Origin of the sequence: Pseudomonas matsuisoli (assembly GCF_014647635.1) — a bacterium.
Taxonomy (GTDB): Bacteria; Pseudomonadota; Gammaproteobacteria; order Pseudomonadales; family Pseudomonadaceae; genus Pseudomonas_P; species Pseudomonas_P matsuisoli.
Window position 1 is genome coordinate 184458 of sequence record NZ_BMPO01000003.1, and the last position, 13368, is coordinate 197825.

General features: G+C 58.1%; 11 protein-coding genes. 1 reads left to right on the forward strand and 10 read right to left on the reverse strand.

Features of this window, described 5'->3' with window-relative positions; all coding sequences use genetic code 11:
- Positions 1 to 16: 16 nt before the first annotated feature.
- Positions 17 to 1039, reverse strand: a complete 1023-nt coding sequence (locus IEY47_RS07120) for a quinone-dependent dihydroorotate dehydrogenase (RefSeq protein ID WP_188982478.1) — start codon at positions 1037 to 1039, stop codon at positions 17 to 19.
- A gap of 375 nt (positions 1040 to 1414) precedes the next feature.
- Here IEY47_RS07120 and IEY47_RS07125 point away from each other — a divergent pair, with 375 nt between their 5' ends.
- A complete protein-coding gene (locus tag IEY47_RS07125) occupies positions 1415 to 2290 on the forward strand; it encodes a DUF6685 family protein (protein ID WP_188982479.1) in 876 nt (291 codons plus the stop codon).
- An 83-nt stretch (positions 2291 to 2373) separates the two neighbouring features.
- Here IEY47_RS07125 and IEY47_RS07130 read toward each other — a convergent pair whose 3' ends face one another.
- From IEY47_RS07130 to recQ, 9 genes are all read right to left on the reverse strand, one after another.
- Entirely contained in the window at positions 2374 to 2946 is a 573-nt protein-coding gene (locus IEY47_RS07130) for a biliverdin-producing heme oxygenase (RefSeq protein WP_188982480.1), read from the reverse strand.
- Positions 2947 to 5346, reverse strand: a complete 2400-nt coding sequence (locus IEY47_RS07135) for a response regulator (protein ID WP_373293532.1) — start codon at positions 5344 to 5346, stop codon at positions 2947 to 2949.
- 11 nt (positions 5347 to 5357) lie between these two features.
- Positions 5358 to 5837, reverse strand: a complete 480-nt coding sequence (locus IEY47_RS07140) for a response regulator (RefSeq protein ID WP_188982481.1) — start codon at positions 5835 to 5837, stop codon at positions 5358 to 5360.
- Positions 5806 to 8118, reverse strand: coding sequence for an ATP-binding protein (locus IEY47_RS07145; protein ID WP_188982482.1), 2313 nt, complete (start codon positions 8116 to 8118; stop codon positions 5806 to 5808). The genes IEY47_RS07140 and IEY47_RS07145 overlap by 32 nt, the downstream gene beginning before the upstream one ends.
- 271 nt (positions 8119 to 8389) lie before the next feature.
- Positions 8390 to 8839 carry a PA2169 family four-helix-bundle protein gene (locus tag IEY47_RS07150; protein ID WP_188982483.1) on the reverse strand — a complete coding sequence of 150 codons (450 nt, stop codon included), beginning with the start codon at positions 8837 to 8839 and terminating at the stop codon, positions 8390 to 8392.
- A gap of 114 nt (positions 8840 to 8953) precedes the next feature.
- Positions 8954 to 9142: a hypothetical protein gene (locus IEY47_RS07155; RefSeq protein WP_188982484.1), complete on the reverse strand. Its 189-nt coding sequence runs from the start codon at positions 9140 to 9142 to the stop codon at positions 8954 to 8956.
- Positions 9143 to 9371: 229 nt separating this feature from the next.
- Positions 9372 to 9641 carry a DUF3509 domain-containing protein gene (locus IEY47_RS07160; RefSeq protein WP_188982485.1) on the reverse strand — a complete coding sequence of 90 codons (270 nt, stop codon included), beginning with the start codon at positions 9639 to 9641 and terminating at the stop codon, positions 9372 to 9374.
- A 238-nt stretch (positions 9642 to 9879) separates the two neighbouring features.
- Positions 9880 to 10875 carry a GTP 3',8-cyclase MoaA gene (gene moaA / locus IEY47_RS07165; protein WP_188982486.1) on the reverse strand — a complete coding sequence of 332 codons (996 nt, stop codon included), beginning with the start codon at positions 10873 to 10875 and terminating at the stop codon, positions 9880 to 9882.
- A gap of 176 nt (positions 10876 to 11051) precedes the next feature.
- Entirely contained in the window at positions 11052 to 13190 is a 2139-nt protein-coding gene (gene recQ, locus IEY47_RS07170; RefSeq protein WP_188982487.1) for a DNA helicase RecQ, read from the reverse strand.
- Between the last annotated feature and the right edge of the window lie 178 nt (positions 13191 to 13368).

A 13368-nucleotide genomic window follows, 5' to 3' on the forward strand; every position in this document is an offset into this window, starting at 1 on the left:
AGTCCCTTCCCTCCGATCAAACCAAGCCTGCCGCTATCGCATCCACCGATTCCCGAATCAGATCCGGGCCGCGGTATACGAAGCCGGAATACAGCTGGACCAAGCTCGCGCCAGCCTTGATCTTTTCCGCCGCATGCGCGCCTTCGGTAATACCGCCCACCGCAATGATCGGTAGGGAACCGCCAAGCGTGTCAGCGAGCACCTTAACCGTATGCGTGCTCTTCTCGCGCACCGGCGCACCGGATAAACCGCCTGCTTCGTTGGCATGCGCGAGCATCTCCACACCCTCTCTACTCAACGTGGTGTTCGTTGCGATGATTGCGTCCATGCCGGCTTCACGGATCGCGATGGCGACCAAGGCTGTTTCTTCGTCGGTCATATCCGGTGCAATCTTGATCGCGACTGGCACACGCCGCCCGCGAGCCAACGCGAGTGCTTCCCGGCGAACGCTCAAGGATGCAAGCAACTGCTTTAGGGAATCACCGAATTGAAGGCTGCGCAGACCCGGTGTATTGGGCGAACTCACATTGACGGTAATGTAGCTTGCGGCGTCGTAGACACGGTTCAGACAGATCAGGTAATCGTCCTCGGCACGCTCGACGGGTGTGTCGAAATTCTTGCCGATATTGATTCCCAAGATCCCGTTGTAACGCGCGTTACCTACCCGCTGAAGCAAATAATCGACACCACGATTATTGAAGCCCATGCGGTTGATGATCGCGTCGGCCTGCGGCAACCGAAACAGACGTGGCCGCGGATTGCCCGGCTGCGGACGAGGCGTGACCGTGCCGATTTCCACAAATCCGAAGCCAAGCCCGGCTAGGCCGTCAATTGCATCGCCATTCTTATCCAACCCTGCCGCGAGCCCAACGGGATTGGGAAAGTCGAGCCCCATAACGGTCACCGGAAAGTTCGCCGGTTGCCGCACGAAGCGCCTGGCGAGCCCCAGGCGTCCGGCTGCACCGAGTAGGTCCAGCGTCAAGTCGTGGGATGTTTCCGGATTGAGCTTGAATAGCGCGTTTCGTGCCAGGCTGTACATGAAGACGTGGCTGCCAGAAATGAATGAGCGGCGATTATAACAGTGTCGCTCTTGGCTCGACCCTATCGTGAGACGGGCCAATAGGGGCACCGCCACGGTCACGGTATAAGTGCTTACAGCCGCAACACGAAGACCGATGGAACCATACGTATGCACGCAGGTCCGAAATTGCCTTGTCGATCATGTCGCCAGACATAGCCTCGCTTTACCGTAATGGTGTAGCGTCTCCACGGTATTCGGACCGCACATATCGAAATAGCCGTACGCGAACGGCTCGATGCGGCGGGAAGGCTTCCATCGAATCAAAGCAAGGACGCGTCACCGAGCCTCCTAGTGTTGCTCCGGCGCCAGACTCTGTCAGAGGATGAACGCATCATGAGTCTTCTTCCCTCGCGATTATCTGCCCGGTTTGGGTCCCTGGCGCAACGCCTCGGGCTTCAGCCTCAGACGCCTCGTCAAATCATGGAAACCGCAGGCCGGCTTCGTCTGCGCTTTCCTGCGCTGGGCAACGATATCACCAGCATCAACTGGTACAGTGGCACCCTTTGGCAACGCCTACATGAACTGCCTCACGGCGCGCTGGCAGGCCCTGTTCAAGAGGACAAAGCCGAAGCACGTGCCGCGCTCATCAGAACAATTAATCGTACATTCGACCAAGGCGTCGAGATCGATATAAAACGTATTCGAGGCGTCGTCTCCGATGATGATGACCTCGATGCATTTCAGAGCTTCGACGCCTACCTTGCCAGCCGCGAAAAACGCAGCGTGCGCATTATCAGCTACAACGATTTTCAAAAAGCCCTTGCCCGCGCCCTACCCGGCGGAACGCAACACGTGAACGCATGGCAAGCCGGTTGGCGCGACGACGGGTTTTACGTTGGGGGTGTCAAAGATGTCGAAGCACTGGCGAGCGCCGCGGTCTACGCTCGCCATCGGCAGCTAGACGTACCGCTCGTGTCAGACCTGACCTGCTACACGTTTTCCGACGCTGGCCTGCGCAATCTTGCAGCGCGGTACTACGTACTCGCGGTTGCCAGTGAAAGTTGGGGAAATCCCGAATTGCTATCGTTACTGGTCGAAAGTGGCATGCCGTATGCGCGACTAGCACCACTGGGCCGCACCGAAGCAGTCGAATACCTCATTCTTCCTCGGGAAAACCCGGAAGCGGCGGCCCTGGGTAAAGGGCTATTGCTGGCCGGCGCGAGCGATCTGGCAAGCCATCTGAGAGCACTAGCACTGGGCGATTTCTGAACGTTACCGAGAACGACCTAGGACCGGCTAACAGCCGCATACCTTCGGTTACATCGCGTATCTAGCCTGAAAGGATGGTGTGCTTACGGGCGCTCATGGGGCCTGTCCATGCCTTTACGAGCGGAAGCCAGGAACACTGAGAAACACCAGCGAACACCTTCCAGCAACCGTTCCTGATCGAGCTCGGCGGACGCCGCCTCCAGTTGTTGCAGAAATTGCGGCCACAATGCGGTGTCTTGCCCGTGCGTCAGGTACGCAAGCGGAGGCGGCTCATCGGCCTGCCAATCCGCGCCATTGCCCACCTGTCGTGACAGATAACGCGCACCTAATCGCGACCCTTCAAGCACATAGAGAATGCCCCACAGCGTCGCATCGTCGATCTCGACCGCAAGTGCATTAGCTTCTGGAGGTGCCGCCTCCAACGCACAGATATCTTCTGCGATGGCATGCCGACGTCGACGCGCGTGCCAATCGGGCACGATACGATCGACACCCGCCTGCTCGATCGTCGGCTCGATTTGTGAAAGTGCCCACGCATGCGCCTGTAAAAAGCCAAGATAACCGTCACGTGTCGCCAGCGAATAGGACGAAAACGCCTGGTCGACGTCTTCGTGCAACGACGCACTTGCTTGCTTTAGAAAGGCCCGCGCGCTCATTTACGACTCCCGTTTACCCACTGCATTATTCAGCGCCTGGCTTAATTTTTCCGCGAGTTCGTCGCCACGATAGGGCTTTTGCACGATAAGCGTATCGTTACAGGCAAAGCCTTCGATCTCGGCATAGCCGGTGACGAATACGATGGGCAGGGCCGGATATGACTGGCGTACCAGTTCTGCCAACTCCCCGCCGTTCATACCCGGCATCGCAAAATCGGCAAGCAGGAGATCGACCGTCTCATCCAGTAGCTTCAATGCTGCACTCGCGCTGTCAGCTTCGATCACCTGATACCCAAAGGTATCCAGCATCAGTGCAGTCACCTCGCGCACACTTGCATCGTCATCGACGAGAAGCACCGTGTGCTGACGTCCATCGCTCAGCGTTCGATCAGGTTCGATGTCGACGGCGCATGCCTGGTTCAACCCGTTGCGGACGCAAGGCAGATAGACATTGACAGTGGTGCCAACGCCGACCTCCGTGAAAATCCTTGCACCGCCCCCTGATTGCTTGGCGAACCCGAACACTTGCGCAAGCCCAAGTCCCGAGCCTTTACCGACTTCCTTCGTGGTGAAGAACGGCTCGAATGCCTTGGCCAGCACTTCGTCCGTCATACCACTTCCAGAGTCTTGAACGGAAAGCACAGCGTAATGGCCGGGCTCCGGATCTTCGGGCCGAACCGGCAAATCGTCGATCCGCTCGTTGAAGGTCGCCAAGCGCAGTGTGCCGCTCATACCCATGGCATCCCGTGCATTGATCGCGAGGTTCAGGATGATCAGTTCGATCTGGGTTGGATCGACCAATGCATACCAGACGTCCTCAGCCGTGCGCGTTTCGATCCAGATGCTTCCGCCAAGAGTACTCTGCAGGAGCTCGAGCATTCCCAATACCGTGTCGTTGAGATTGACGGGCTCCGGAGCGAGACGCTGCCGGCGGGAGAATGCCAGTAATTGCGCGGTGAGCTTCGCGCCGCGCTCGCCGGCTTCGCGAATGTTCTGGAGCCTGGAGGGCGCTTTTTGCAAGTTGCCCGAGTCCAGGTCCCGGATCAGGAAGCTGGTGCTCGTCAAGATGACCGTGAGCAGATTATTGAAGTCGTGGGCTACGCCAGCAGTAAGTTGACCTACCGCCTCTAGCCGTTGCATTTGCTGAAGTGTCGCCTCGACCCGCTCACGCTCCTCGATCTGCTCGCGCAAACGCTGGTTCGTCGCCGCGAGTTCCTCGACGGCCATTCGCTCGCTGGTGATATCTCGCGCTGACCCATACATCAACCCACTATCGGGAACGATGGTCCAGGACAACCAGTGGTAATCCCCATTCGCGTGCCGCATGCGGTTCACGAACCTCGAGGAGACATTACCTGCAGCCACGTTGTTGGCCTCGGCAAGCGTGGCGTCAACGTCGCTCGGGTGAATGAGCTTCCACATGGGTTCGCTCATGAGATTTTCGCGAGTCCAACCAAGTGTTTCGGCCCACGCGGGGTTCAGTGCGACAGGCGAGGTATCGAAGTGCATCACGGCCAACAGGTCGCGCGACAGCTCCCACGTACGATCCCGCTCACGGGTTCGCCGCTCGACGCGTTCACCGAGCATTTCATTCAACCGCTGTAACGCTTCGGTCGCTTGCTTTTGCTCCGTGACGTCCGTCAGAACGCCCATGAAGCGTACACACATGCCGCTTTCGAAGAACGCTCGGCCACGCGTGGAGACCCAACGCTCGGCGCCACTGGCGAGTTGAAGGCGAAATTCGGCGAGATATTCGTTGCCGCTATCCACGGAAAGCGCCTCGTGAACCTTCTGGCGGAGCGCGTCACGATCCTGGATATGGCAATGGTGGAAGAACAATTCCAGCGACAATTCGGTCGCCTGGGGTAACTCGTAGAGTTCGAGGCCTCGTTCGTCCCAGATGAACCGATCCGAGGACGGATCGTAATCCCACATCCCCATTCGCGCAGCGTCAATGGCGAGCCGTGCGCGCATCTCGACTTCCTGCAACGCTTCCTCGGCCCTGCGCCGTTGTTGCCGCTCATGCACTTCCGCAAGCGCGCGCTCAACTGCTTTTGGCAGGAACGCAAGATTCTGCTTCAGGACATAGTCGACAGCGCCTGAACGCATCATTTCGACGGCATGCTGCTCGCCAAAAATGCCGGAAAGAAAGATGAACGGGGTTTGCGGCGCAAGCTGACGGGCGATTTGAAGTGTCTTCGCCCCAGACGAACCCGGGAGCAGGTAATCCGAAAGAATGACGTCGAAACGTCCGCTTCGCAGTGCCCGCTCAGCACCGACATGATCGTGTACGACGGTCGACTTGAAAGCACCCAGGCTCTTTTCAAGCGTCAGCAGGGCAAGCTCTGCATCATGCGAGCTGTCTTCGATCAATAGTAGTTCTAAGTTCTCGGGCAGCATCTAAAGCCGTATCAGTCAGGCGTCTGGTTCCCAGACGAACGGTGCCGTTGTAGACGCAGCGAACCGGGCGGGGGCTCGTTAAGGACCGCCCAGAAAATGCCCAGTTCAGAAATGGCTGCAACGAAATCACGAAACTCGACCGGCTTGACGACGTAGGCGTTCACGCCAAGCTCGTAGGCACGTTGCAGGTCGGGCTCTTCTCGGGACGAAGTCAGCATCACGATCGGGATGCTACGTAACTCGTTCGATTCGCGAACGGCTTTAAGCACCTCCAGCCCATCGACCTTCGGCAACTTCAGGTCAAGCAACAAGACGGCTGGGTTACCGTCTGCGCGCGTCGCATAGGTACCCCGTTGAAACAGGTAATCAAGGGCCTCAGCCCCATCACGCAAGACGATGACGTCATTAGCCAGCTGGCTGCGCTCGAGTGCGACCAGGGTCAGCTCGAGATCACGAGGGTTATCCTCGATCAGGAGAATCGGTTTGAGCATCGGCGTTCTCGTCGATATCAGCGGAATTGTTCGCGGAGTACCCGCGCTTCGGCAGGCTGAAGTAGAAGGTAGCGCCCTCGCCCAGCGCGCCTTCCGCCCAGACACGTCCGTCGTGCCGTTCAATGATACGTCTTACGCTTGCGAGACCGATACCGGTGCCCTCGAACTCTTCCATACGATGCAAGCGCTGGAAGACGCCGAACAGCTTGTTAGCGTAAGCCATATCGAATCCAACACCGTTGTCGCGGACGAAAACGACCACTTCATCGGCGTTTTCGCGTACACCTACCTCGATCACGGCCGGGTCTTGACCACGCGTGTACTTAATGGCGTTGGAGAGTAAATTTCGTAAGACCAGGTGCAGGAACGCAGCGTCGGCGATCACGACCGGCAACGCGTCGAGCTTCCATTCGATCCGGCGCCCCTCGTAGTCAGGTTGCATCTCGGCCTGAATCGAGGTTACCAAGGCCTGCAAGTCCACGTCCGAGTGACGCAGGGCCGAGCGCCCCATCTGCGAAAAGCTGAGAAGATTGTCGACCAGGGTGCCGGCGAAACGCGCCGAGTCGCCAATATGATCGAGGAAGCGCATGCCGCGCTCGGACAGTTTGCTACCTTCGAAATCACCGAGTAGCTCGGCATAGCCGGCGATATGCCTAAGCGGCGCGCGTAAATCGTGGGACACACTATAGGAAAAGGCTTCCAGCTCCTTGTTCGACTTCTTCAGCTCGCCTGCGAGCTGGGCAAGCTCTTCGGCCTTGCGCAACACGATGCCCAGCGTAGCGGTCCGCAGTTCCCAGGCGCCTTCGATCTCCAGTGGATCCCATGGCAGAGAATAGTCAGTAACGATCTCCTGCCAAAGATCGAAGCTATGCCGTGGATGCAGCTTGCCGGTCTCGCTCACTATTTTCTCGGGCTTTCCCGCCCAATTGACGGTGCGCACCTGTTCCGGGCGGAACCAGATCAGGTAGTGCGAGTGGATCTCGGAAATCGCGACGGCCAAGACACCTGCCGCATGCCGCGATAGTTCGGTCACCTCCGGGATGTCACGCGCGATGTTGTCCGAATGGAAGACGTCATCGGAGCTATCGCGTTTCGACAGCCATTTCACCAGCGCATTGACCTGGGCGGCAGGGGGCGTCTGCCCAACCAACTCGCACCGCGAGGACGTTACGATCGCCGCTCCCGTGCCCTTGACGAAGTTAACGAACGTTTGCGGACAACTTAAAAGCCCTTCGCTGACGCCATCGACGTCGGCCATGGCCGAAAGCATGCGAACGATATCGCGGCGCAATTCGAGCAACCGTTGCGTCTTGCTGTTGGCCTCCTTCGCCTCGATCTGCAGCGACAACACGCGCCCCAGCAATTCACAAGCCGTGCGCGTTTGCGACCCGACCGAGCGGCGCTCCAGGTCGTGACAGGAGATGAGGCCCCAGAGTTGGCCCCGCACCACGATCGAAATGGACATCGAGGCACGTGTTTGCATGTTACGCATGTACTGCAGATGGACCGGCGAAACGCTGCGCAACGCGGCGAAGCTCATATCCAGCGGGCGCCCTGTGCGCGGGTTGATCTCAGGAACGATCGGCGACGGTTGATAATAGGCGTCCTCGATCACCCGTATGCGGTTGGCGCAATACAGGCGGCGCGCCTGTTGCGGTATGTCCGAAACGGGGAAACACAACCCGAGATAGCGCGGATAATCGTCGTCAGCGCATTCAGCGATAACCGTACCGTTGCCTTCGGCATCGAAGCGATACGCCTTGATACGACCGAAGCCTGAGATGCGCTTCACCTCGTCCACAGAGAGCCGACAAAGATGTTCGGCATCCTCAGCAACCTGCAAATCGTCCAGATAGGTCCGGATCAGCGGATAAAGCGTGCTGTACGCCGACTCGACGTCTACCGGTCGCTCGAACTCGGTGATCAATAACCCATCGTGCCGATGAGCCAGCATCGCCAGGGTCTGCGGCGTATTACTGCCTGTATTGAACAAGACGTCGGCCACATGAAACGGGTTGTTTTCCTGACCGACGAGCTCATCCATTCGTGCCACCGCGACCGGTGCGTTATCGATCAATTCGTCAAGGGTACGGCCGAGCAGCGCCCCGTTATCAATGCCGAGCCATTCCGTTGCATTCTGACTAACCTGCAAGATTTCGCGCGTTTCTTGGTCACACACGAGCATGAAGCCATGCGGCTGGATACTTCCAGGGACATGGATCGGCTCTTTCGCGCAATTTTCACTGGCAAGCGCGAGTTCAGCTGCAGTCAGACTAGACACCGGAAATGCGTCTCCTCGTTAAGGCGTACAGGGGCGGCGCTCCATTCGGCTGCATCCAACGTAATATTCGCGGGTGGCACGCATATGGTGCCAACATCGCGGAAGGGACTCGTCGAGTTGCAGCCAGACGCACGAGCCCGAGAGTCTGCATGTATGCAGCCCTGGCGTAAACCCAAGAGATGAATGCGCGAATAGGAACCTTGGCGTTGGAGTGTACGGCAGTCCCGTCGGGACCTTTCGAAAGAGCCCTAGCAGAGATCAATCTTGCTCATCAGACGACCCTGGCTTGCAAACACATCGCCTTGACCTCATCGCGATCGCGCTGAACGCCTAGAAACTGCCGTTCCACGATCAAGCGGACATTGGCCGGCAGGTCTTGTGAAAGTACCTCTCGGTAATGCTGTTGTGCACGGCGTTCGCCGTGCTCGCAGTGGCTGAGAATCGTAGCGTCGTCACGACGGACCACCGAGGACTTCAGTCCTGCCCAGCTCCGACGAACCGCACCAGAAACGGTACCGGATGCACAGGGATCACTGCCCATGGCGCGAACGAGCTGCTGCAACTCGTTGGCCGCAAGCGCACAGTGCTGAGCATAGAGATCAATGTTTCGCCGAAAATGCGCAGATTGGAGGTCGTCAACGCATTCGCGAAGACCACTCTCCCCATCTAGGCTCGTTTCAATCAGCCCATTGAGTAAAGAGACGACAGATGCATTATCCATGGCGCCTCCGAATTGGCGTTGATAACTGACGTAAGCCCCACGAAAGTGGCTTTTGTTAGTTCAATCGACCCAATTCGGATATCCCTGGTTCAGTTAAAACCGATCAATGCCAGATCAACCGCCAACGGCACCCAGTGCGCCGCAGGCGCACTCTGCCTTCTCGCGTAATTCACGGCGAAAGGCTTCTAACGAGCTCGTGCGTCCTATCAAAAGCGAGGGACCGCGTCCCATGACAGCAAGCAGAACAGAGGTAAGAACATGGTTCCAAACGCTACGGAAGTGAATCGCGACGAGGCTGGACATGATGCCGAACTCCTGAGGGAGAGATAGCATCAGCCTGCGCTTGGCACGTTTGGACGGTATTGATATGGGTCAACACCTGAGCGGCGCTTGATCCGTTGGAGGAATAGAGCCTGATATGGCTTGAGAAGGAGAGAAATGGCGAGCGGTTGGCTGCGTCTGAACATAGCCACGCCAGCTCGCTAAACACCGCGTCACGGTGAAACGGCATCCGTGCCGGAGGGAACCCTGGTTACATATAGCTTGGCAGGCCGATGTTACGAAGCTTACGGAGCGAATCGCGCGGCGGAACCTGGCCGTTCAATAACGCCAGATCGCGTCGTACGCCGTGAATGAAGGCGTCCGTATCGGTTTGAGAGGCGCACTGCTTTGGCAGGACACGACGAAACTCGATGCTGTTGTCCGCGCGGGTGAACTCCAGGAGAAAGCCATCCGGGCGTTGCTTGCTAGCAATCGAATAATCAGGGAAAGAGCTGATGATGTGCTGGACGATGCTGGTCATTTTTATGTGCTCCCATTGACGCAATTCTAGGATGCACACTGAGTTGCAGCTGCCGTGCCATTACCGTAAAAACTATAAATCTTTATAAATCAGTTACTTAAAAATAAAAGCCCAGACCTTTGCATTGCAATTTGCAAGATCCGGGCTTTCGGAGCGGGCAAAACGAACGACTCAGGCAAGCCATTGCAAAAAGTTCCATACAAGCATGCCGAACAGCTCACAACTGCCGTCGGAACCCTTAGCCGCCCGTTACACTCATGAAGCGTACGACCTGAACCTGTTGATCTGCCTCGAAGTGATGACGCTCTGGCTTCAGGCGAAGCGCCGTCATGATCGCATCGCGAAGGCGTTCGGGCTCACCAGGATAACGACGAATCAAAGCCTTCAAATCCAATGCGCCGTCGTGCCCTAGACAAAGCACCAGTTTTCCTTCGGCCGTGACCCGGACACGATTGCAATCGCCACAAAAATTGCGACTGTGGGGCGAAATGAACCCAACCTGCGTGCGCGTTCCAGCAACCTGCCAATACCGGGATGGCCCGCCGGTACGGTGACTGCTTGGTAGCAATTCAAAGCGCGATTCGACCTGCTGACGTACTTCTTCGCTCGTACATAGCGTCACCTTTCGCTCATGGCTGCTGACCGTACCCAGCGGCATTTCCTCGATGAAGCTGATATCGAGGCCCTTCTCGACCGCGAACGCTACCAGCGCCTGCACTTCATCGTCGTTCTTGCCTTTCTGCACAACGCTGTTGAGCTTGATCCGCTTGAACCCTGCTACTCGTGCCGCTTCGATTCCATCCAGCACTTGGGACAAGCGATCACGCCGGGTAAACGCCGCGAACCGTTCGCGATCCAACGAATCGAGACTGATGTTGAGCCGATCGACCCCGGCTGCCCTCAGCGCGGGCGCAAGCGTCGCGAGCTGCGACCCGTTCGTGGTAATGGAAAGGTCTTCGAGCTCCGCTCGCGCGCCCAACGTTTCCAGCAAGCCGACCAATCCCTTCCGCACTAAGGGTTCGCCGCCAGTGATCCGAATGCGCCGTACACCTAAGTCTATAAAGGCGTTCGCCACAATCTCCAGCTCTTCGAGGCTGAGGATTTGCGACCGAGGCGCGAACACCATGTCTTCGCTCATGCAATACGTGCAGCGGAAATCGCAACGATCGGTCACCGACAATCGCAGATAACTGATGCGCCGGCCGAATGGATCGATCAGGCGAACATCGCTCATGGACAATCTCCTACTGCTGGGGCTGGAGCAAATGCAAAAAATTGAGGGCGTATCTCGAGCTTCCACGAGATAACCCACGTCGCGCCTCGAAATGGCGCTTGAATATCGGCACTACAGCGGACCTGTCGTACCCACTGATGGTTCGGAAGAGACTCAAGTGCGAAGTACCACCCGATTCAAACTTCGAATTCCGCCTGCAATGCGGCGCGCACGCAATGAAGAGCAGCCTCGGGTACCCGACCTTGAAACAGCTCAGCGATGGCCGCAACCGGCGGCAACTCGCCTTCTCCATCAAGGAACGCTTCCTGAATCTCCTCAAGCAGTTCCTCGGGCAGGTCGAGGGCCTGATCCAGGGTAAGTTGTTGCGCCGCTATCGCCTCGGCAAGGAGCGCATAGACATTGCGTTCACTGCATTGCAGCTGCGTCGAAATCTGCATCGGCGTCATGCCGGCACGCGCGAGGCTCACGAGTTCGTGCCGCAAGTCGTTTGCCTCCGTTGGCGCCGACGCGCGCTCTGCATTGCCGCCGCCCTGGAGCACCTCGAGAAACGCCTGGCCATACCGCTCTAGTTTACGCGCGCCAACGCCGCTGACTTGTGCCATTTCCGACAGATCGCGTGGTTGACTGCGCAGCATCTCCAGCAGCGTTGCGTCGGGAAAGATGACGTATGGCGGGACGGAATGCTCTTCCGCCAGTTTTCGCCGTAGCGTACGCAACGCTTCCCACAGCTCGCGCTCCTCTCCACGCACCAATTGGCTCGCCGCACTGGCGCTGGCTTTGGCTGCCTGGGGCTTGAGGTCACGGCGCAATGCCAGAGTGACCTCTCCACGCAGCAGCGGTCGGCAGCTGTCCGTCAAGCGCAAACCACCAAACCCTTCGAGATCGACATCCGCCAGACCTCGTGCCACCAATTGGCGAAACAACGTGCGCCAGTCCGCCTCGTTCATCGCTTTGCCGATCCCGAACACCGCTAGATGCTGGTGGCCCGCCGCACGGATCTTCTCGTTGTCACGCCCGAGCAAGATATCGACCAGGTGCCCGACGCCGTACCGCTGGCCGCTGCGGTAAATGGTCGAAAGGGCCTGGCGTGCCGGTTCCGTAGCATCCCAGCTCTGCACGCCATCGATGCAATTGTCGCAGTGGCCGCAGGGCTGAGGCATGTCTTCATCGAAGTACGCCAACAGCGCCTGACGACGGCATCGCGTCTCTTCGCACAACGCTAGCATCGCATCGAGCTTGTGCTGTTCGACCCGTTTGTGACGGTCATCGCCTTCCGAATTGGCCAGCATCTGCTTCAGGAAGATCACATCCTGCAGCCCATACACCATCCAGGCATCTGCCGGCAGACCATCACGCCCTGCCCGCCCGGTTTCCTGGTAATAGGCCTCCAACGACTTGGGCAAATCCATATGGGCGACGAAGCGAACATTGGGCTTGTCGATGCCCATCCCGAACGCGATCGTCGCGACCATGATCAGCCCCTCCTCATTGAGGAAACGCCGCTGGTTATGTGCGCGAAGCTCGTTGGATAACCCCGCATGGTAGGGCAATGCTGGGAAGCCCTGCTCGGACAGGAACGCCGCCACCTCTTCTACCTTACGCCGGGACAGGCAGTAAACAATGCCGGCGTCGCCCTTGCGTTGCCCGAGAAAGGCGAGAAGCTGCTTGCGCGGCTGATCCTTCGGCAGGATCCGATAAAAAATGTTGGGCCGGTCAAAGCTGGAAAGAAAGCGCTTGGCGTTGCTCAACTGCAAACGCTGGACGATTTCCTCGCGAGTGCGCCGGTCCGCCGTTGCCGTTAGCGCAACGCGAGGGACACTGGGAAACAGCTCGGCCAGCTGACCCAGCTGCAGGTATTCCGGGCGGAAGTCGTGACCCCATTGCGACACGCAGTGCGCTTCATCGATGGCGAACAATGCAATGTTCAAGTCGCGCAGAAAATCCAGCATGCGCGGCTGTACAAGGCGCTCTGGCGCCAGATACAGCATTTTGATTTCGCCACGGCGAATGCGGAACGCGATGTCGCGTTGTGCGCTCGCATCCAGCGTCGAATTCAAGGCGACCGCGGCAACGCCCAGCTCGTCCAATGTCGCAACCTGATCATCCATCAAGGCGATCAAAGGCGAGACGATGACGGCTAATCCATCCCGGAGCAACGCCGGCACTTGGTAGCAAAGCGACTTGCCGCCCCCAGTGGGCATCAACACCAGCGCATCACCACCCTCGGCCACTTGCTCGACGATCGCGGACTGATCGCCCCGGAAAGCGTCGTATCCGAACACGTCTTTAAGTATGCGTTGGGCTTGGTCGAGCATGAACACTCCGGTAAATCGCCACGCAAGGCCGTGGCAGAAACGCCGGCATTATACGGATCACGGACCTGAAATAGGACCAATGGGCGGGACGCATGCCGCAGTAGCAACTTTTCGCCGACGCGTGGTCTACCGATGGCCATCAAAAAAGTTCATCGACGGGCGCGCCCGTTGGGCTATC